A 20,396-nucleotide genomic window follows, 5' to 3' on the forward strand; every position below is an offset into this window, starting at 1 on the left:
TAAGGACCGATAACGGTTACGTCGGCGGTCCTTATTTTATGGTAATCATAAGCCGTCTATTACCCCTTCACTGCCGCTATTGCCACTGTCAGCAGGAAAAAGGAGTCCTGATGCGCCTGCACGCTATGCAGAACACCGGCGGGCAACAGCAGTAACTGCCCGGCTCTGAGGTCGGATGACTGCTGGGCGGTGCAAAACGTGATGTGGCCTTCGAGCACCTGCACGGTAAGGATGCCGGGGGCGGAATGCGTTTTCAGCTCGGCCCCTTCATGCAAACCCAACAGCACTAAGCGCAGGCTCTCCGACTTGAACAGTGTAGTGGCGTGCCGGTCGCTGGACTTCCAGTTGGGCGTCTGCTTGGCCTGCGCTATCTCGTGTGCCAGATTCATTGTCTGCGCCGGACTAGCGGAGGCAGCGTTTGCAGCAGCTTGGGAAGAAGTGATATTGGTGCTCATAAAAAGAGTGGGATTCAGGGCAATGGAGGAATCAGATTAAACGGAAGCCGTTGCGGTGCTACCCTTACAGAATCGAGAGCGGATTGGGGCGCAGGCGGGCTTCAAACACGTGGGCAATATTCTGGGCGCGCAGCTTGGCTTCGTCGGCCACCGGCCCGGCAAACAGCTCATCCACCGTGCCCAGGAAGAGCGTCAGCCAGCGCTGAAAATGCTCCCCGGCAATAGGCAGCGGAATGTGCTTGAGGAAAGGCCGGCCGCTGTAGCGCGAGGTATGCAGCAGCAGGCCGCTCCAGAAATCGTACATACGCGGCAGGTGCGCCGGCCAGTCGACGTGGGCAAATTCGTTGAAGACTGGCGCCAGCAAAGCATCGGCATTCACCTTATCGTAAAAGGTATCTACCAGCAGCTTGATGTCGGCTTCGGTCTGAATATCGGGGCGGGAATTGGACATGTGTTGGTTTAGAGAAAAGTCGCGAATGGGCTTGCTGGGGGGCTTTTTTTTACGCGTGCTGCACGCGTCGGCGCTGCGCGTTCAACCTCTGCCGATTGAGGGTAAAATAAGCCAGCGCGCCGGTGCCTAGCAGCAGCAGCAGCTTCACCGCTTCGGCCACTATATACAGCAGATGCAGGGAATTGGGCGGCGGCGGGTTGCCGCTCAGCAGCGCCTCGGCCCGCACATCCAGCGCCGGCAGCAGCCAGAACGTTTGCAGCAGCAGCACAAAGCTAAGCGCTGCCAGTCCGGCCCGCACGCGCCATTCGGGGCGCAGGTACAAGGCGCTGATAACGGCCAGTGCGCACAGCCCGATTTCCACCTTGTTCAGGGCATGAAACACGATGCGGCCAATGCCCACGCCCAACGGCACCGTGATGTGCGGAGCCGTAAACTTAAGGGGCGCTTCCAGGAAAGAAATGCCCCCACCATGCCGGCCCACAGAAAAAGAGACGCTACAAGTACAAGAGGAAGTGACTGACGCATAGCAAAGAATAAGCAGTACGGATGCCGTAGCCCGCACCCAGAATTTACAAGTCGAAGCGCTGACTGGAACAGCCGCGCTCTAGTACAAAGGTCAAAGGTGTTCCGTTCGGGCGGCTTAACATCAATCAAGCCCGCGCTTGATACTTGTCATCGTTCGGGCGGGCTGCGGGGCGGAGCTTTGTCGCTGAACTTATTGTAGCCGCCTGTGCCTGCCGTTCTCGAACAACCCGCTACCCATGTCGTTTGTGCCCACTGCGGCGATAATTGCCCCCAGAGCCCCTGCTGCTCGCCGAAAAGCCGTTTTGCTGTGCCGGCTGCCGCACCGTGTACGAGCTGCTCGACACGAATAACCTCTGCACCTACTACAAGCTCGATGAGCGGCCCGGCCTGAAAGTAAAAGAGGTAGAGCTGCCCGGCCGCTTCGATTACCTGAATTCCGAATCCGTGCAGGCTCAGCTGCTGGCATTTCGCTCCGAGGAGCGGGCGCGCTTGACATTGCAGGTGCCCCAAATGCACTGCACGTCCTGCATCTGGCTGCTGGAAAACCTGCCCCGCCTGAACCCCGGCATTGTGGAAGCGCGGGTGCAGTTTCTGCGCAAGGAAATCACCATCACCTACTTATTGGCCGAAACCAGCCTCAAAGAAGTAGTGCAGCTGCTGGCCTCCGTGGGCTACGAGCCGCAGATTACGCTGGCCGAGCTTGGCGCCCAGCCCCACCGCGCCGGCCGCACACTCTACTACCAGCTGGGGTTGGCGGCGTTTGCCTTCGGCAACGTCATGCTCATGGCTCTGCCCGACTACTTCTCTTTTGTGGAAGACTTGCAGGCGGGCTTCGGGCAGTTTTTTGGCTATCTAAGCTTGCTGCTGGCACTGCCCGTGCTGCTGTACAGCGCACGGGGCTTCTTCAGCTCGGCCTGGCAAGGGCTGCGGCAGCGCTACATCAACCTCGATTTTCCGATCAGTCTGGGGCTCGCCTCCCTGTTCAGCGTGAGTACTTACGAAGTCATTTCCGGTACCGGCCCTGGCTATTTCGACTCGTTTACGGGGCTCATTTTCTTTATGCTGATTGGCAAATGGGTGCAGCAGCACACCTACGACGCCCTGCGCTTCGACCGTGATTTTACCTCCTACTTTCCCGTGGCCGTCACGCGGCTCACGCCGGAAGGCGACCAGAGTATTTCGGTCAAAGAGCTGAAAGTAGGCCACCGTATCCGGGTGCGGCACCAAGAAGTAGTGCCCGCCGATGCCGTGGTCCTGCGCGGTGCCGGCCAGCTCGATTACTCTTTTGTATCGGGTGAGAGTACGCCGGTGGCGCGGGCCTCGGGGGAGTTGGTATTCGCGGGCGGTCGGCAATTGGGCGAGGCCCTCGAGCTGGAAGTAGTGCGCGAAGTATCACAGGGCTACCTCACCCAGCTCTGGAATAATCCGGCCTTTGCCAAGCAGGAAAGCGACGCCACCTGGGAAACCTACGCCAACCGCGTGGGGCGCTATTTTGTGGCCATAACGCTGCTCCTGGCCCTGGGCACGCTCCTCTACTGGGGCCCGCGCGATACGAGCATGATGTGGCGGGCCTTTACGTCGGTGCTGGTAATTGCCTGTCCGTGCGCGCTGTCATTGGCAACGCCCTTTACCTTGGGCGCCGCGCTGCGGGTATTGGGCCGACAAAAGTTCTACCTTAAAAACTCCGCCGTAATCGAAACCCTGGGCCGCGCCGATACGCTGGTATTTGACAAAACCGGCACCCTCACCGACACCAGTCAGGCAGAAGTGCAGTATCACGGCCGGCCGCTGTCTATGAAGGAAAAGCGTCTTGTTGCCACGGCGGCCGCCCAGTCAACGCACCCGCTAAGTCAGCGCTTGGCGCAGGAGCTGGCCACTGAGCCTTTGCCGCTGGCCGCCTGCCAGGAGCGCCCCGGCCAGGGCATCAGCGCCACGGCCGAAACCGGTGATACTGTGCGGCTAGGGTCGGCGGCTTTTGTGCAGGCAAACCATGTTGAGCTGGCGGACATTGGGCAAGAGCCTAATTCGACCAAAAAAGCCCCCCAGGCACTTCAGGCCAATGATACAGCCCCACCGGAGGCACCCGAAACGCGCGTGAGCGTTGCCCTGAATGAGAAGCAGGTGGGCTATTTTACCTTCCACAATGTGTATCGTCCGGCCCTGGCCAGCGTGCTGGCCACGCTCAGCCGCCGCTACCGCCTCGCCGTGCTTTCCGGCGACACCGATGCCGAGCGCACTCGCTTACAAACCCTGTTCGGGGAAGATGCCGAGCTGCATTTTCGGCAGTCGCCCGCCGATAAGCTCGCTTATATCGCGGCCCAGCGCGCCCAGGGCCGCACGGTGGTCATGATGGGCGACGGGCTGAACGATGCCGGCGCGCTGCGCGCCGCCAATGCGGGCATTGCCCTCACCGACAGGCTCACCAACTTCTCGCCCGCCTGCGACGCCATTCTCGATGCCAGCGAATTCCAGCGACTAGCCACTTTTCTGGGCTTTTCGCGGGCTTGCCTGCGCGTTGTTTTGGTCACGTTTGCGCTGTCGTTTTGCTACAATGGCTTCGGGCTGACGCTGGCCGTGCAGGGCCTGTTCACGCCTATTGTGTCGGCTATTCTGATGCCCGTCAGCTCCCTGAGCGTGATGGTTGTATCCACGCTACTCGTGCGCTGGGCCGCGAACCGCTACCACCTCTAACGCTGTTGTCATGACTATTATCTTCTTGCTGATTGGTATCAGCCTACTCGTGGCGCTGGCGTTTCTAGGGGGCTTTTTGTGGGCAGTGCGCAGCGGCCAATACGACGACGAATACACGCCGTCCGTGCGCATGCTCTTCGATGAAGAAGAAGAGAAATAGTATTGATTTGATATCAATCAAGCCCGCGCTTGATATCCGTCATGCTTTGCCAAGGAGGCGGCGAGGACCTTTGAAGCAGTAAAAACACTTACTGTTTCACTCTATGGAAGTCGTACCCATTACGCCTCTTATCCTTCCGGCGCAGCCTCCAGTTCAGACCCGAGTATCCCGCGCCGTCGACGAGTTTTTCTACGATAACAAGATTGTCCGCGACTTCGGCATTGCTACCGTGTTCTGGGGAATTGCCGGCATGATCGTCGGAATTCTGGCGGCTTTTCAGCTGGCGCTGCCTGAGGCCAACATGAATACGGCCGTCACCACCTTCGGCCGCATCCGGCCGCTGCACACCAACGCCGTCATTTTTGCCTTTGTCGGCAATGGTATTTTTATGGGGGTGTACTACTCTTTGCAGCGTTTGTGCAAAGCGGCCATGTACTCCAAAAAGCTCAGCCAGATTCACTTTTGGGGCTGGCAGCTCATTATCCTCAGCGCCCTGATTTCCTTGCCCTTAGGCTACACCACCAGCAAGGAATACGCTGAGCTGGAGTGGCCCATCGACATTGCCATTACGCTGGTGTGGGTGGTGTTTGGCTGGAATATGTTCGGCACCATTGCCAAGCGGCGCGAGCGTCACTTATACGTCGGCATCTGGTTTTACATCGCCACTTTCCTCACGGTGGCCGTGCTGCACATCGTCAACTCGGTGGCTTTGCCCGTGAGCTTTATGAAAAGCTACTCGGCCTACGCCGGTGTGCAGGATGCGCTGGTGCAGTGGTGGTATGGCCACAACGCGGTAGCCTTCTTCCTGACTACGCCCTACCTGGGCTTGATGTACTACTTCCTGCCCAAGGCAGCTGGTCGGCCGGTGTACTCTTACCGTCTGAGCATCATTCACTTCTGGTCCTTGATCTTCATTTATATCTGGGCTGGTCCGCACCACTTGCTTTACACTTCCCTGCCCGACTGGGCCCAAAGCCTGGGTGTAGCCTTCTCCATTATGCTGCTCGCGCCTAGCTGGGGCGGCATGATCAACGGCCTGCTGACCCTGCGCGGCGCCTGGGATAAGGTACGCGAGGAGCCCGTGCTGAAATTCATGGTAGTGGCCCTTACGGCCTACGGCATGGCCACCTTCGAAGGCCCGATGCTCTCCTTGAAAAACGTGAATGCCATTGCCCACTTCACCGACTGGATAGTAGCGCACGTGCACGTAGGCGCGCTGGGCTGGAACGGCTTCCTCACTTTCGCTATGCTCTACTGGCTGTGGCCCCGCCTCTACCGCACCGAGCTGCACTCCAAGAAACTCGCCAATACTCACTTCTGGCTGGGCACCATCGGTATCCTGTTTTATGCCCTGCCCATGTACTGGGCCGGCTTTACTCAGGGCTTGATGTGGAAGCAGTTCAATGCCGAGGGCATGCTGCAATACCCCAACTTCCTCGAAACGGTGCTTCAGCTGGTACCGATGTACTATATGCGCGGTATTGGCGGGGTGCTGTATCTGAGCGGCGTGTTTCTGATGCTGTACAACATGATAATGACAGCCAAAGCCGGTACGCTGCTCGTTTCCGAAAAAGCCCATGCTCCTGCCCTGCGGCCCGCTTCGGAAGATCCACACGCTGATGCTGGTCACTGGCACCGCTGGATTGAGCGACGCCCCTTGCAACTGGCCATTGGCGCTACGGTCGCCATCCTGATTGGCGGCCTGGTTGAGATGATCCCTACTTTCCTCGTCGAATCCAACGTGCCCACCATTGCTTCCGTGAAGCCTTATACCTCCCTGGAATTGCAGGGCCGTGACCTCTATATCAAAGAAGGTTGCTCGAACTGCCACACCCAGATGGTGCGCCCCTTCCGCTCCGAAACCGAGCGCTACGGCGAGTACAGCAAAGCGGGCGAGTTTGTGTACGACCGGCCCTTCCTGTGGGGCTCCAAGCGCACCGGCCCCGATATACACCGCCTGGGGGGCAAATATCCGCACTCCTGGCACTACAACCACATGATGGACCCCACCAGCATGTCGCCCGGCTCCATTATGCCGCCTTATCCGTGGATGTTCGAAAACGAGATTGACTACTCCACGCTGCCTGCCAAAATCAGGGTGCTGCAACAGCTGGGCACACCTTACCCCGCCGGCTACGACCAGCAAGCCGTGGCCGATGCCCGCCGCCAGGCCGAAGGCATCGTGCAGGAGCTGAAGAAGGAGGACATCGAGGTGAAATCGGACAAGGAAATCGTGGCTTTGATTGCCTATCTGCAGCGCCTCGGCACCGATATCAAAGTGAAGCCCGAGCAGGCCACGGCCGCCGCTCAATAGCCGACTTAAAGAGGCGGTCATGCAGAGCGCAGCGAAGCATCTCGCGTGCTGATGTTGCCAAAGTAACTCCTACCGCTTGCTCAACGAAGCGGGCAAAATGCTTCGCTGCGCTCTGCATGACAAACGGAAATTATTCAAACCTCAATCCATCATGGACAAGAAAGTATTGCAATCCATTGCCGGCGTCGAGATATACCCCATTATCTCCTTCCTCATTTTCTTCCTCTTCTTTCTGGGCTTGCTGATTTACGTGGTAATAGCCAATCGTCAGCACTTCGACAACATGAGCAATCTGCCACTGCTCAGCGATGACGAAACCCTAAAGGCCCACCTCGAACACGACGTAGTATGCTAACCAAACGCGCTTTTCTGCTAACCGCCGCTGGGCTTCTTCTAACCGGCAACATGGCCTTTGGGCAAACCGCTACTACCGGTGCTGACATGCTGTTCTGGCTGCTGGGGGGCATTTTGATCATCGTGCTGCTGATGGTGCTGATTGCCGGCGCGTCCCTGGCCTCGGCCACTCGGCAAGTGCGCCAACATACAGCGTCGGCCACCAATCAATCTATCACCGAAGTAGAGGAAGGAGCACCCACATGTTAACGCACCGCAAAATGAATTATGGGGCACTGGCCGCTATGCTGGCGCTATCCATTGGCACAACGGTAGCCCAGACGGCGGAAGCCACCACCCCCACCCCGGCGGCCGGCGGCCAGGATGCGCAGATAATGCTGTTCTGGTTTTTGCTGAGCACGCTAGCCTTGGTGCTGATGGTGTTTGTGCTGCTCTTCACGATGATTATCGTGCGCATGAAGCCGCAGCTGCGCAAAGTGTACGAGCTGCCCACGGTGCACGATACCTGGAGCGGTAAAGTGCTCGGCCTGCTCATCGGCGACACGCGCCTGGTAACCGGCGGCTACAAGGAGGAGGATATGGGCCACTCGTACGACGGCATCACGGAGTTCGACAACGATTTGCCGCCATGGTGGAAGTATGGCTTCTATTTCACCATCGTGTTTGCTGTGGCCTACATGGGCTACTACCACGTGGCCAATGCCGGTGAGCTACAGATAGCCGAGTATGAAACCGAAATGCGCCAAGCGGCCCTGTTGGTTTCCAATGAGCCCGACGACCCCAACAAGCTCACCACCTACACGGCTTTGATGGCGCCGGCCGATTTGAGCGCCGGCAAGTCTATCTACGCTACCAACTGCGCGCCCTGTCATGGGGCCAATGCCGAGGGAAAAGTAGGTCCTAACCTTACGGATGAGTACTGGCTCCACGGCGGCGAAATAAATCAGGTGTATAAAACCATCAAGTTTGGGGTCACCAGCAAGGGCATGGTTGCCTGGAAAGGCAAGCTTGGCGCCAAGCAGATTTTGCAAGTATCGTCCTACATCGAGTCGCTGCAAGGGTCGAAGCCAGCCAATGCCAAAGAGCCCCAGGGCGAGAAAGCAACTGCTGGCAAATCCATTGCCGCCAAGTAGCACCCGCCCACTGCCCACCCCACTTTTTTACACTTCAGCGCGATTTTACCGTCGGCGCACCAGTCAATGCCTGTTACCAGCTACCATCCAAACGACGACTTCCGCGACTCCATCGCTACGGTGGATGCGGCCGGCAAGCGCGTCTGGCTGTACCCCAAAAAGCCCAGCGGCGCATTTTACCGAGCCCGCAAGTGGATCAGCTACGGCCTGCTCATCGTGCTTTTTGCCGGGCCCTGGCTGCGCATCAACGGCCTGCCGGTGCTGATGCTGAATCTGCCGGCGCGGAAGTTTATCATCTTCGGACAGATCTTCTGGCCCCAGGACTTCTTTATCCTGCTGCTTGCGGCGCTCACGTTTCTGCTGTTCATCATCCTTTTCACCGTGGTGTACGGGCGGGCATTTTGCGGCTGGGTGTGTCCGCAAACCATTTTCCTAGAGATGGTTTTTCGCCGCATCGAGTACTGGCTGGAAGGCGATGCGCCTCAGCAAAAAGCACTCGACCGCGCTGAGTGGGACTGGAACAAAATCTGGCGCAAAACCAGCAAGCACGCGCTGTTTCTGGTCATTTCCTTTCTGATTGCTAACACGTTTCTGGCCTACATTATCGGCTCCGATGAGTTGGTCAGCATCATCACCGATCCGCCCGCGAGCACCTCGGCGGCCTTACTTCGATGGTGCTCTTCACAGGCGTTTTCTACGCCGTATTTGCCCGCTTTCGGGAGCAAGTGTGCACCATCGCCTGCCCTTACGGCCGCCTGCAAGGCGTTATGCTCGATAAAGACAGCCTCGTGGTAGCCTATGACTACCAGCGCGGGGAGCCACGGGAGAAGCTGCGCAAAAACCAAACGCGCACCGCCGGCGACTGCATCGATTGCCACCAGTGCGTGCAGGTGTGCCCCACAGGCATAGACATCCGCAACGGCGCCCAGCAGCTGGAGTGCACCAACTGCACCGCCTGCATAGATGCCTGCAACAACATCATGGACCTGATAAACAAACCTCACGGCCTGATTCGCCATGCATCGGAAAACAACATCGCGCAGGGCACCAAATTCCAGCTGCGTGGGCGCGTGAAGGCCCTGTCGGGCGTGCTGATGGTGTTGTTGATGGGCCTTACGTTTCTGCTGGTGTCGCGCTCCAATGTGCAGGCCACGGTGCTACGCACGCCGGGTCAGCTTTTCCAGAAAACCGACCGCGGCACCATTACCAACCTTTATAATGTGTCCGTCATCAACAAAACCAATCACCCTTATCCCATCACGCTCAAGGTGTTGGAGCCGCTGGGGGGCAAAATTTTGCTCGTTGGCAACGAAAAGCTGACGCTACCCGCCCAGGGAATTACTGAAGGCGTGTTTTTCGCCGAGCTGCCCAAGTCGGCCCTGCTGACGACCAACCAGAAAATCCGCATCGGCGTCTTCAGCAAAGGCCAGCTGATTGCGGAAACCAACACCAAGTTTCTCGGGCCCGCGCAATAGCCCGGCCCAAGCTTTCTACCAGCGGCCTACCCAATCCGCGCTTTTCGCTTGCCTCTATGACCACTTCCCGCGCTAATCTCTGGCCTTACGCCATCATTGCCACCTTCATATTGTTTGCCAGCTACATCGGCTACATGGTGCAGCAGGCCATGAGCACCAACGTCGACCTGGTCAGCGCCGACTATTACCAGCAAGAACTGGCCTACCAAAAGCGCATCGAATCGGTGGCCCGCACGGCGGCCCTGCCCGCGCCGGTAGCGGTAGAATACGAGCCGGCAGCGCAGCGCCTGACCTTAAAATTGCCCCCCAGCCTCGCAGGCCAGGCCGTGCAGGGCACCGTGCACTTCTTCCGCCCTCCGATCAGAAGCTGGACTTCAGCCTCCCCTTCGCCCCAACTGGCGAGTCCGCTCAGCAGCAGCTAAATACCAGTAAGCTGCAATCGGGCTACTGGCGTCTGCGGGTCGATTTCACGGTCGGCGGACAGCAGTATTTCGTCGATAAGGAGCTTTCCATCTGATTCAGCGCGGACGCTGTCGTCCGCTTCTAAACCTTCTTACCATGCTTTGGGCTGGCTTTCTTTTCGGGCTTTTGGGTAGTTTTCACTGCGTGGGGATGTGTGGCGCTATTGCTCTGTCGCTGCCCGGCGCAGCCGGCCCTAATTGGCGCTACGTAGCCGGCCGGGTGCTCTACAACTTGGGCCGCGTCACGACTTATGCTTCGCTGGGGGCGGTGGCGGGCCTGTTGGGCCGGGGCCTGCAATTGGCGGGCTGGCAGCAAAGCCTGTCGCTGCTGTCTGGGGGGCTTATTTTGGTGCTGGTGGTGGCGCCGGAGCATTGGCTGAGCAAGGCGGCAGCCCTCCTGAAACTAGATGGCGTGCTGGCCCGGGTGAAAAGCCAGCTGGTGTATTTCTACCAGCAGCCTTCGCTCAGTGCCTTCTATATCACGGGGTTGCTGAATGGCTTGCTGCCCTGCGGCATGGTATATCTGGCGCTGGCTGGCGCCCTGAGCGTGCCCGGCATAGCAGGCGCAGCGGGTTACATGGCCTTGTTTGGACTGGGTACGCTGCCCCTCATGCTGGCGCTTTCCCTGTCGGGGCAACTGGTGCCCTTCGTGTGGCGCGGCCGTATGCGGCGGGCAGTCCCGATTATGGCGACCTGTCTGGCGCTGCTGTTCATTGTGCGCGGCCTGAGCCTGGGTATTCCGTATCTGAGCCCGCAGCTGAGCAGTGAAACGATCAGCACCACCAGACGCTCCAGCCACCTGCCCGCCACCATGCACTACTGCCACGGCGAGGCGGCCGCCCCCGCTCCCAACTCCAATTAATTACAGAACTAAACCGGCTTCCGGATCACTCTTAACGCATTGTTGCCATGCAAACCATTCTCGTTCCCATCGATTTCTCGGCCGCGTCCGAAACCGCGCTGGTTTATGCCAACAAGCTCGCCCTGCATCTTCCGGCCGAAATTGTGTTGGTGCACTCTCACGTCGGCGCCACGCTTACCCCCGAGCGCCGGGTAGCTTTACTGAGCCGACTGGAGGCGCTGGCCGAGCGCTTGCGCTATCAGCACCTCACGCGCCAGAGCGGCCGCCGCATCCACTATCATTACCACATGGCGGCGGCCTCCCTCACCGACAGCCTGGAAGTATTGGTAAGCGGCTACCGCGCCACGTTGGTAGTAACGGGCTTAGCATTAGTTGATTGCGCCACGGCCACGGCCGCGGGCAATCCGGTAATGCTGTTGCCGGAGCATGTGAGCTGCCCGGTGCTTATCGTGCCGCCCGGCCGCCACGAGCTGGCGAGTGAGGTGGTTGTTTCCGGCGACTTCTCTCGTCTCGATGCCCACCAGCTGGCACCGCTCACCTCTTTGGCCCGCACCGCCGAGGCGCATTTCGATCTGGTGCAGTTCCACCCACCGACCAGCACCGGGCTGGTGCCGCTGAAAAAAGCGCTGATGGCCGCGCGCGCCGCTATACCGAATGCCACTGTGCACTTGCTGCCCGAAGAAGATGCCTTGGAAGATATCAGCGAGCTCTGCGCCCAGCTTAGCGCTCAACTCCTGGTTTTAGCGACCATGGACGGTTGCCTGGTCCGCCGGTTTTTCAACCCGCACTATACCCAAACGAACGCCTATCACTTGCGTATCCCGGTGTTGCTGCTCCCCACCAGTACCGTGCCCACCAAAGCCTGCTGCAACCAGTGCGGGTTGCGCCAAGCCGCCGAAAGCCGGTTGATGGCCCGTATTACCAACGTCACGTTCTGATAAGCTGTTTATCAAAGGAGGTAGAGAGGCAACATGTTGCGTCTCCTCGTTGAACGACCGGAACCGCACCTCCACCTGAACAACGGCAGCAACGAGGAGACGCAACATGTTGCCTCTCTACCTCTACTCATTTTACAACTAAGGTTTTCCCTATTTATGCTTACCGAAACCACTAGCTCCACCGATACCCAATCTACCCGCGCTACCGTTGAGGCGTGGATGCGCCAATTTCAGGACTGGCTGTGTCAGCAGCTCGAAGCTGCGGATGGCAAAGCTGCTTTTCGGGAAGATCGGTGGGAGCACGAAGGGGGCGGCGGGGGCCGTACGCGCGTGATTGGCGAGGGTGCTATTCTGGAAAAAGGCGGCGTAAACTTCTCGGCCGTGTGGGGGCAAATGAGCGAATCCGCTGCCCGCCAGCTTCTTATGCCCGACCCCAATTACTTTGCTACGGGGGTATCGGTGGTGCAGCACCCGCGCAGCCCCAGGGTGCCCATCTCGCACATGAACGTGCGCTACTTTGAGGCCGGCAACGGCGAGGCGTGGTTTGGCGGCGGCCTCGATCTTACGCCCATTTACGTGGATGAGGCCCAGGCTCGCTGGTTTCATGAGCAGATACGGGAGGTTTGCAACCAGCATGACACGTCGTTTTATCCCCGCTTCAAGCAGTGGGCCGATGAGTACTTCTATCTGCCGCATCGGCAGGAAACCCGCGGTGTGGGGGGCATTTTCTTCGACCGCCTGACCGTGGGCAAAGACGGCACCTTCGAAGCGTTGTTTGCCTTCGTCCAGGCAGTGGGCGAAGTGTACGGCCGCACCTATTCGGAGCTGATGCGGCGCAATGCGAAGCTGCCTTTTGGCGAGGCCGAGAAGCAGTGGCAACTGGTGCGCCGCGGACGCTACGCGGAGTTCAATCTGGCCATCGACCGCGGCACCAAGTTCGGCTTGGAAACGGGCGGCCGCACGGAGTCTATCCTGATGAGTTTGCCACCGCTGGCCGCCTGGCACTACGACTATCAGCCCGCGCCGGTCTCGGCCGAAGCGGCTACGCAAGCTTGGCTCCGGCAGGGTATAAACTGGGTGTAGGCATCCATCAGCACCCATTTTCGCCGTAAGCTGCGCCGATAATTTGCCCCCCAAGCAGCTGCATTTACTACTCTTCACGCAGGTTTCAGCCTTAACTCTCTCCGATGAACCTCAAACCCTTACTTCCGGGCTTGGCCTTGGTGCTTGCTGCCTGCGGCGATGTCAAAAACCCGAATGGCATGCCCGACGAGTCCACCAGCAACGCCTCAGCCCGGATAGTAACGGCCAACCCACCCAAACCTGACTCAGCCGCGGCCAAAACCGAGAACCCCGTGATGCCCGCCGACACCTCCGTTACGGGTGCCTGGCTAATCCTCGACGGCGCCCTGCGCAGCCACGATGCGCAGGTGCTTAACCAGCTCATGGACCCGGAATACGGCCTCTGGATTCTGGAGCAAGCCGGCGGCACACCCCGCGTGACGCGCGTAGCCGACGTGCAGCAGTTCCGCGACCAGCAGCAACAGCCACTTTTCGCGCTGGATAAAAAACTGATGACCTGTGCCGCGCCGCAGCCGGTAGCCGCGCTACCCTCGGCGAGCTGTCCGGGGGGCAAATTTGGGCAGGAAGGCTGCTTCGTGGGACCGTCCACTGCGTTTCGCGGGCTCGATTTCTGGGCGCAGGCGTCGGTGAAGGGAGGCAACCGCAACCAGGGCCAGGCGGCACAGGGGCGCACCGTTCGCTCGGTACTTCAGACGCGCACGGGCTACCAGTTTCACTTCGCCAAATCGGCGGGTGTAGGTGGCCGCTGGCGCCTGATTTTCGTTGATCTGCGCGGCGCTTGTCCTTCTTAAATATGGCTGGGGGCTTTTTTAGGCCTAACGTAGCTTCATGAGCACAGTAAAAAGGGTTGCGGAAGTATGACATCATAGTCTATACTTCCGCAACCCTTTATTGCAGTTTTAAACTAACTTTTATGCTCCAGCTTCTACCAGTTCGTCTTCCAGGGCAAACAGCTCGGTGAGCATGGCCACCAGCTGGTCAGCTTCCCCGCGTTGGCAGGCGGCTTTGAGCTGCACCACCGGCAGCTTCAGAAACTTCTGGGTCAGGGCCTTGGTGGCGTCATCGAGGCGGCTAACTTCCGCGGGGCTCATGTTTTTGCCGAACCGGTTTAGCTCCTGTTGGCGCAGCTGCTCCAGCGTCGTTTTCAGCTTCTGAATAACCGGCGACACTTGCAGATTGCGGCTCCACTCGTGCAGATCAGCCATGCTTTCGGCAATGATTTCGCGCACGTGGGACACCGCCGCCACCCGCCGGGCCAACGCCTCCGACGCCTTGTTCTGGATAGCGTCAATGTTATACACCAGCACGCCCGGCACCTGCTCAGCGGCGGCCGCAATGCTGCGGGGCACCGACAGATCAATGAAGAACTTGGGGCTCAGGATGGTCAGGCTGTCCAGCAGCTCGCGGGTAAAAAACGGCGATGGCGTGGCGATGGCCGAAATGACTACATCAGCCGCCTGCAAACCCTGGGTGAGGTGGGCAAAATCCAGCACTTGTAGGCCGCACTCGGTGGCCAAAGCCTGAGCCGCGGCCGGGGTACGGTTGCAAATAGTGACCTCCGCAAAGCGCTTGCTCTTGCCAAAATGACGGCAGATATCGGCCCCAATCTCGCCCAAACCAACAATCAGAACACGCGGCTGCGGAATATTGGCCGTCAATTCCTGCACCAGTTCCAGCGTAGCATAAGACGTAGAAGCGGCGCCGTCGCGGAAGGCGGTTTCCTGCTGCACGCGCTTGTTGGCGGCGAATACGGTGTGTAACAGTCGATGTAAAAAAGGCCCTGCGACATTTGCTTCTGTCGAGCGCTGGTAGGCTCTTTTCACTTGGCTGCTGATCTGCATATCGCCCACCACCTGCGCGTCGAGGCCCAGGGCTACTTCAAACAGATGCTGCACAGCGGCCGTAGCTGAGTTTAGGACAGTGAAGTAGGAAGAGTAGCTGCTCGCATCCATTTCCTTTAGGTCGCCTAAGGCTTCCACAATGGCGGCGCTGTTGTCAGTATCGGCAGTGTAATAAATCTCGGTGCGGTTGCAGGTACTCAGCACCAGCACGTCCGACAGGCCCAGGTGGTGGTGCAGCGTATGCAGCAGGCGGCAGCACGTTGCCTCATCCAGTGTCAGCAGCTCGCGAATGGCCAGGGGGCTTTTTTGTAAGAGAGACTGACGGCCTTAAAGGATTGTTTCATAGAGATTTGCCGGAACGAAGAAAGCAGCGAAAGGGGGGTTTGAACAACTACAATCTGCTGTTTAGCCTGGGCTTGGGTAATGGGCAGATAGTGGGCTCAAAGTTTCGCTTTGCCGGCGGCACATTCTATGACTTTACTCAGAGACTGTGATGATTACCGTCATATCCACGCACCTGAAGCAGTCCGTATTTTTGGTGTGGTAGCCGGTCGCTCAAACGCAGCTACGTGCGTGGCCGGCCCGGCTCTCGCTCATTTCACCGCCCAATGCATATTCGCCTCTTTTCCCTGACGTCTGCGGTTCTCTTTTCGCTGCTGCAATTGCAATGCGGGGGCCAGCAGCAAGCGGTGACCACCCCGCCCGACCAGACAGCTGGTATCACCCAGGATTTGCCCCCCACCGAAACTCCAGTGGGTGAACTCATTCTGGCCCTGCTCGATACCACGGCCGCAGGCCCGGCGGCCGCAGACGAGCGTCTGGGGCTACAGACCGGGCCCCACGTGCGGGCATTTTACGGTGCGAGCCCCCAGCCCGTCTGGACGCAGCCCAACGACAGCCTAAGTGCCGAAGCCAAAGCGGTACTGGCCTTGCTCGGTGAAGCCCGCGCCTATGGCCTCCAACCCGAGTACTACGCTACTAATCAGCTGGTTGCCTTGCGTGACTCGCTACGCCTCCCGGCTGCTTCCGGCCCGCAGCAACGGGCGCGCCTTGACGTGCTTCTGAGCGACGCCGTGCTGCGCTTTATGCTCGATTTGCACCGTGGCAGGCTGCGGACGTACGTGGCATCTCCGCGGGAGAAGGCTTCCGGCCAGATTTTTCAGCCAGCCGATGTGTTGCGGGAAAGCCTGACAGCGGGCAAAGTGGCCGACGGCGTATTAGCGTGTCAGCCCCGGAACCGGGAATACCGGCAGCTGCAGCAGGCGCTGGAGCAGTGGCTCAGCACGCCGGCTCCGCCCGACTCGGCTGCGCAGTTTCAGGCGCGGTATGAGCAGGTGGCCCTGAACTTGGAGCGCTGGCGGCAGGAGGCTATTTCGGACTCGGAATACCTGCTGATAAACCTGCCCGCGTACCGGCTGGACGTGGTGCGCGGCGACAGTGTGGTGCGACAGCACCGCGTGATTGTGGGTCAGCCCAAAACGCCCTCGCCTACCCTGAGCAGCACCATCGACCACTTTACCCTGGCGCCCGACTGGCATGTGCCCCGCTCCATTGCCACCAAGGAAATTCTGCCCATTCTGAAGAAAGACGTGGGCTATTTGGCCCGGAATAACTTCGCCCTGTACGATGAGGGCGGCCGCCTGCTCAGCCCGTACCAGGTCGACTGGCAGCAGGTTACGGCCAAGAGCTTTGCTTACACTATCCGGCAGTCGGCGGGCTGCGACAACGCCTTGGGCAACATTGTGTTTCGGTTTAAAAACCCGTACTCCGTGTATCTGCACGATACGCCCGTGCGGCAGGCGTTTACATATCCGATGCGGGCGCTCAGCCACGGTTGTATGCGGCTTCAGAACCCCATGCAGCTGGCAGCTTATCTGTTGGCGCGTGGGGGCAATTCAGGAAGCTACCGACCGAGGAGGAGTGCGCCCGCCAGTCGAAGCCGGAGCATGTTCGCCTCGCCAAGTCTATTCCGCTGCATGTGCGCTACTTCACCTGCGCCACCGAGAACGGCCAGCTTCGCTTTTACGCCGACATCTACCAGCGCGACAAGGCCCTCAGGCGAGCCCTTGCTGTGGTAGCGCGCGAGTCGTAGGATTCCTTTAACTGCATGATTTAAAACAGATTGCTTCATGATTTAAATCATGGACGTGGGCGGACGCATTTTCGAATTTTGTATCGCTGTTTGACCACGCTGGTTGAGTTCACGCCGCAAAAAAGCCCCCCAGCACTTGTTTTCGGCCTGTCTCACCTCACCAATCTAAGCCTGTAGTCATGACGTTGAACCTCGCTCAGTCTGCACCCACCACCGTACCAGCTTCCGACAAGCCGGCCCTGACGCTGATTGTGCTGACTGATTTCTTTCCGGCCGCGCATCGGGCTATTCAGTACGCGGCCGAGCTGGCGGCGCCCCTCGGAGCCAGGTTGCTGCTGCTGTACGTGCGCGACGATTCGCAGCTCGACAGCAAGCTCGCCCCCGACGACAGCAAAGAGCGCGACCAGGATCTGCGGGCCGCCGTGCGGGCGCTGGCCGACGAGCTGTACGTGCCTACTACCATCGAGATGGTAGCTGATCTGCAGCTTTCTACGGCCGCCGATCTGGCCAAGCGGCACGCGCCGGCGCTGTTTGTGCTGGGCCGCGCCGACGAAAGCCTGAACGAAGCCGAAGTGGGGGTAGCGGTGCTGGAAGTGCTGCGCGGGGGCCTTTACCCCTGCTGGTAGTGCCCGAAACGTATCAGGGCTCCTCCACTCCGACCCAAGCCGTGGTGGCCGCCGACGGCGAGCCATTCACCCTGGATAAGCCCTTGGCTGCCTTACAATTAATAGCACAGCTAGAGCCGCGCATGACCGTCGTGACGGTGTCGGGCATTGCAGACAACCAGGCCTGCGCTACGTCGCTGCGCCAGGTAAAAGCCAGTGGCCTCGCCGATGCAGCCAGTCATGTTACGCTGGAAGCCATCCGGCACGCCTATCCGGTCGAGGGCCTGTTCAAAGCCATTACGCTTACCAAGGCCGATCTGCTGATTCTTGTTGCCCGCCGACGCAGCTTTCTGGGCACTATGTTTCACCGCAGCGTCACGAACCGGCTATTGCGCACTTGCCACATACCCATGCTGGTATTGCCCGCCATCGACGGCTAACCTACTGAGCAGCAAGGCCACCTGATCTGAACTAACTATTCTTTCTACTGCTATGAACAAGCAAATCAAGTATCCCGCTCTTCACTCAACATACCCCTCGGGTGCGCGGGTGAGCCGGTCAGCGGCCGGTTCGCGCGGCCGCCAGCGCATTATCCCTTCCCAAGACATGCTAACCCGTCCGGAAGCAAATCATCAACTCAATGACATGGTTACGGAAGCGGCGGGCCTGGCCCGAAACAAAGACGCCTGGGGTTACTACGCCGGCTCATTCTAAACACCAGTTTTAAACAGAAAAAGCCCCCCAGATTTGTTCTGGGGGCTTTTTTATGAGCAACGTTACTGCGCCAGGTAGCCGCCATCCACCACGATGGCCTGGCCAGTTACAAACGATGCTTCGTCGGAAGCCAGCCACAGCAACGCGCCCGTTATTTCCTCGGGCTTGCCCAGCCGCTGCATGGCGTGCTTGGCAGCAATTGCGTCCTGCAGATCCTTGTGCGCCTCGTCGATGCCTGCTTTGGTGAGCATGGGCGTGGCAATGAAGCCCGGACAAACCGCATTTATCCGAATGCCCTGTGGCCCGTATTCCAGGGCGGCGGTTTCGGTCAGGCCGATGAGGCCGTGCTTGGCCGCCACGTATGCCGATGCGCCCGCAAAGCCCACTTTCCCCAGAATAGAGGCCATATTGATAATAGAGCCCCGCCCCGCCGCTACCATCGCCTGCAGCTCATACTTCTGGCAATACCAGGCGCCGCTCAGGTTGATATTGATCACGCGCTGCCACTCCTCATCGGGGTAATCTGCGCTGAAGGCGGAAGCGCCGCCTATTCCCGCGTTGTTAATTGCCACGTCGAGCCGGCCGAAGGTGTCGAGGGTTTGGTGAATGAGATTTTGCACGCTGGCCGATGAGGCTACGTCGCAGGCAATAAACACGCTTTTGGGTCCTAGGGCGCTCAGCTGCCGGGCCACCGCCTCGCCTTCCTCCGCCGACACGTCGGCGACTACTACGTGGGCGCCCGCTTTTGCAAACGCTTCCGCGGCGGCTCTCCCGATGCCGGAAGAAGCTCCCGTAATCAGCACAACTTGATTTTCAAATGATGGCATACAGAATACAGATGATTAAAAGGCCAGTTATACTATTAAGCTGATAGTTAATTCATTAAACTCATGATGCGGGGCAGGCTTCTGGCCACGCCGCGGGGTTCGCGCTGAGCGGGCAATACAAGCACCGGAACCGGGCTGTGCAAAATCATTTGCGCCGTTACGCTGGTATGAAACAGCCTTTCCAGAAAGCGGTGCCGCCGCGCAATCATCACCAGCATATCGGCCCCCAGCTCCGATACGGCCTGCAGTATGCCCTCGCCCGCGTGGGTATGACACACATGGTAGGGGCGCACCTGATGGGGAAGGTCGCGGGTAAGGCCGGTGTTCTCCACCGTCTGGAGCGCGCGCCGGGTGGTGTGGCGGGTAGCCGACTCGGTGATGTGCGCCACCGTCAGATCAATCTGCAAAGCGTTGAAGAAGTCGCGGATGGGGGCCACATGCTCACCCAGCTCAAACCCGTCGCCATCGGCGGCCAGCAGTATGCGGTGCGGCACTCTGGCCGGCGGGGCATGCGGAGGCACTATTAGCAAAGGGTAAGGGCTGATTTTCAAAAGATTGAGTGCGGTGGTTGTCACCAGCACATCAGGCGTATCTTCGTCGGGCGGCCGGCTCAGCACAATCATCAGCGGATTATGCAGCCGGGTGCTTTCCAGCACGGCCTCTTCCACGCGGCCCGAAGCTACTTCTGCCTCCGCAGACACGGGCAGGTCACGGATCAGGTGGTTAAGCGCCAGATCCGTTTCCTTCCTGGACCTGACTGTCACCTCACCCGTCAGCAATTCCGGGTCGAGCAGGGAAGTGCGCTCTACATGCAGCAGCACCAACCGCGCTCCGAGAGGCTGCGCGATGGCAGTGGCGAAGGCTAAGGCCCGGTTTGAGCCGGCGAAAAAATCGGTCAGGATAAGCAGGGCAGGCTTCATAACTATCTAACGCTTAGTTAAAAAACCAAATCTGCTATTTCAACAGGACATATGCCATGTGGCAAATCATGATCAGCCATGATTTTTATCAGCTCCCTAAGGCCGTAATACTCAGCCCTGAGCTAATCAGGCGTCGGCGACGGGCACCGCGAGGCCTTTGAGTTGTTGATAAGCCGCTGGAAATAATCAGCCCGATGCTTCACTCATTTATCAGCCCCCCCCAGCAGTCGTTAAACGGATCTGGGGGCTTTTTTTGAGGTATTTCTCCGGAACGTATTCAGCAACGCAGTGAACACTGAAAGGCAAGAACTCAATCCCACTTGTTAAAGCGGTTACCCAAACGATGCAGAGACTCGTATTTGCGTCTCGTCGTTCGCGCCGCACACACGACGTGTTCAAGGACGAGACTCCAACTATTGCGTCTCTACACCGTTCGGGTAACTGCTATGGCCTTCAGGTAGCCGGAATTGCGTTTTAACCCGGGAAACTTGCCTG

General features: G+C 59.0%; 22 protein-coding genes and 1 pseudogene. 17 read left to right on the top strand and 6 right to left on the bottom strand.

Translation table 11 applies throughout. From position 1 onward, the window contains the following. Positions 1-59 precede the first annotated feature (59 nt). The 3 genes from H9L05_RS17880 to H9L05_RS17890 all read right to left on the bottom strand — a co-directional run bounded on the left by H9L05_RS17880 (position 60) and on the right by H9L05_RS17890 (position 1,387). On the bottom strand, positions 60-455 hold the full coding sequence (locus H9L05_RS17880) for a cupin domain-containing protein (protein ID WP_187732069.1): 396 nt from the start codon (positions 453-455) through the stop codon (positions 60-62). 64 nt (positions 456-519) lie between these two features. Then, positions 520-906, bottom strand: coding sequence for a group III truncated hemoglobin (locus tag H9L05_RS17885; RefSeq protein WP_187732070.1), 387 nt, complete (start codon positions 904-906; stop codon positions 520-522). 49 nt (positions 907-955) lie between these two features. Continuing rightward, a complete protein-coding gene (locus H9L05_RS17890) occupies positions 956-1,387 on the bottom strand; it encodes a hypothetical protein (RefSeq protein WP_187732071.1) in 432 nt (143 codons plus the stop codon). Positions 1,388-1,695: 308 nt separating this feature from the next. On the opposite strand from H9L05_RS17890, the gene H9L05_RS17895 reads away from it, so the two are divergent. From H9L05_RS17895 to H9L05_RS17950, 13 genes are all read left to right on the top strand, one after another. Further along, a complete protein-coding gene (locus H9L05_RS17895) occupies positions 1,696-4,122 on the top strand; it encodes a heavy metal translocating P-type ATPase (RefSeq protein WP_223284543.1) in 2,427 nt (808 codons plus the stop codon). Positions 4,123-4,132: 10 nt separating this feature from the next. Further along, the gene (ccoS, locus tag H9L05_RS17900) at positions 4,133-4,282 is read left to right on the top strand and encodes a cbb3-type cytochrome oxidase assembly protein CcoS (protein ID WP_133272948.1); all 150 of its coding nucleotides are present in this window, start codon (positions 4,133-4,135) and stop codon (positions 4,280-4,282) included. A gap of 103 nt (positions 4,283-4,385) precedes the next feature. Beyond that, a complete protein-coding gene (ccoN, locus tag H9L05_RS17905) occupies positions 4,386-6,596 on the top strand; it encodes a cytochrome-c oxidase, cbb3-type subunit I (RefSeq protein ID WP_187732072.1) in 2,211 nt (736 codons plus the stop codon). A gap of 151 nt (positions 6,597-6,747) precedes the next feature. Continuing rightward, positions 6,748-6,951 carry a hypothetical protein gene (locus tag H9L05_RS17910; protein WP_187732073.1) on the top strand — a complete coding sequence of 68 codons (204 nt, stop codon included), beginning with the start codon at positions 6,748-6,750 and terminating at the stop codon, positions 6,949-6,951. Further along, on the top strand, positions 6,945-7,199 hold the full coding sequence (locus tag H9L05_RS17915) for a hypothetical protein (protein WP_187732074.1): 255 nt from the start codon (positions 6,945-6,947) through the stop codon (positions 7,197-7,199). The genes H9L05_RS17910 and H9L05_RS17915 overlap by 7 nt, the downstream gene beginning before the upstream one ends. 11 nt (positions 7,200-7,210) lie before the next feature. Next, on the top strand, positions 7,211-8,083 hold the full coding sequence (locus H9L05_RS17920) for a cbb3-type cytochrome c oxidase N-terminal domain-containing protein (protein ID WP_223284544.1): 873 nt from the start codon (positions 7,211-7,213) through the stop codon (positions 8,081-8,083). A 66-nt stretch (positions 8,084-8,149) separates the two neighbouring features. Further along, the gene (locus H9L05_RS26410; protein ID WP_317175006.1) at positions 8,150-8,878 is read left to right on the top strand and encodes a 4Fe-4S binding protein; all 729 of its coding nucleotides are present in this window, start codon (positions 8,150-8,152) and stop codon (positions 8,876-8,878) included. Continuing rightward, complete coding sequence (locus tag H9L05_RS26415; protein WP_317175199.1) at positions 8,851-9,558, top strand: 4Fe-4S dicluster domain-containing protein; 708 nt, start codon at positions 8,851-8,853, stop codon at positions 9,556-9,558. The genes H9L05_RS26410 and H9L05_RS26415 overlap by 28 nt, the downstream gene beginning before the upstream one ends. A gap of 56 nt (positions 9,559-9,614) precedes the next feature. Next, the gene (locus tag H9L05_RS17930) at positions 9,615-9,980 is read left to right on the top strand and encodes a FixH family protein (RefSeq protein WP_187732076.1); all 366 of its coding nucleotides are present in this window, start codon (positions 9,615-9,617) and stop codon (positions 9,978-9,980) included. 136 nt (positions 9,981-10,116) lie between these two features. Then, a complete protein-coding gene (locus tag H9L05_RS17935) occupies positions 10,117-10,881 on the top strand; it encodes a sulfite exporter TauE/SafE family protein (RefSeq protein ID WP_187732077.1) in 765 nt (254 codons plus the stop codon). 47 nt (positions 10,882-10,928) lie between these two features. Next, a complete protein-coding gene (locus H9L05_RS17940; protein ID WP_187732078.1) occupies positions 10,929-11,819 on the top strand; it encodes a universal stress protein in 891 nt (296 codons plus the stop codon). A 156-nt stretch (positions 11,820-11,975) separates the two neighbouring features. Then, positions 11,976-12,902, top strand: coding sequence for an oxygen-dependent coproporphyrinogen oxidase (gene hemF / locus H9L05_RS17945; RefSeq protein ID WP_187732079.1), 927 nt, complete (start codon positions 11,976-11,978; stop codon positions 12,900-12,902). A 104-nt stretch (positions 12,903-13,006) separates the two neighbouring features. Continuing rightward, entirely contained in the window at positions 13,007-13,693 is a 687-nt protein-coding gene (locus H9L05_RS17950) for a hypothetical protein (RefSeq protein WP_187732080.1), read from the top strand. A 120-nt stretch (positions 13,694-13,813) separates the two neighbouring features. Here the strand turns inward: H9L05_RS17950 and hemA are convergent. Continuing rightward, positions 13,814-15,087: pseudogene (gene hemA / locus H9L05_RS17955) on the bottom strand (glutamyl-tRNA reductase). A 264-nt stretch (positions 15,088-15,351) separates the two neighbouring features. Here hemA and H9L05_RS17960 point away from each other — a divergent pair. The 4 genes from H9L05_RS17960 (at position 15,352) to H9L05_RS17975 (ending at position 18,154) form a co-directional block, all read left to right on the top strand. After that, on the top strand, positions 15,352-16,821 hold the full coding sequence (locus H9L05_RS17960; RefSeq protein ID WP_187732081.1) for a L,D-transpeptidase scaffold domain-containing protein: 1,470 nt from the start codon (positions 15,352-15,354) through the stop codon (positions 16,819-16,821). A 193-nt stretch (positions 16,822-17,014) separates the two neighbouring features. Then, positions 17,015-17,461 (top strand): universal stress protein, encoded by a 447-nt coding sequence (locus tag H9L05_RS17965; RefSeq protein WP_187732082.1) that lies wholly within the window; start codon positions 17,015-17,017, stop codon positions 17,459-17,461. After that, on the top strand, positions 17,461-17,880 hold the full coding sequence (locus H9L05_RS17970; protein WP_187732083.1) for a universal stress protein: 420 nt from the start codon (positions 17,461-17,463) through the stop codon (positions 17,878-17,880). The genes H9L05_RS17965 and H9L05_RS17970 overlap by 1 nt, the downstream gene beginning before the upstream one ends. A gap of 52 nt (positions 17,881-17,932) precedes the next feature. Continuing rightward, entirely contained in the window at positions 17,933-18,154 is a 222-nt protein-coding gene (locus tag H9L05_RS17975; protein WP_187732084.1) for a hypothetical protein, read from the top strand. 62 nt (positions 18,155-18,216) lie between these two features. Here the strand turns inward: H9L05_RS17975 and H9L05_RS17980 are convergent, their stop codons facing one another. Further along, positions 18,217-18,981 carry an SDR family NAD(P)-dependent oxidoreductase gene (locus H9L05_RS17980; protein ID WP_187732085.1) on the bottom strand — a complete coding sequence of 255 codons (765 nt, stop codon included), beginning with the start codon at positions 18,979-18,981 and terminating at the stop codon, positions 18,217-18,219. A 47-nt stretch (positions 18,982-19,028) separates the two neighbouring features. Next, positions 19,029-19,901, bottom strand: coding sequence for a universal stress protein (locus H9L05_RS17985; protein ID WP_187732086.1), 873 nt, complete (start codon positions 19,899-19,901; stop codon positions 19,029-19,031). Positions 19,902-20,396 lie beyond the last annotated feature (495 nt).

Origin of the sequence: Hymenobacter qilianensis (assembly GCF_014489555.1) — a bacterium.
GTDB lineage: Bacteria > Bacteroidota > Bacteroidia > Cytophagales > Hymenobacteraceae > Hymenobacter > Hymenobacter qilianensis.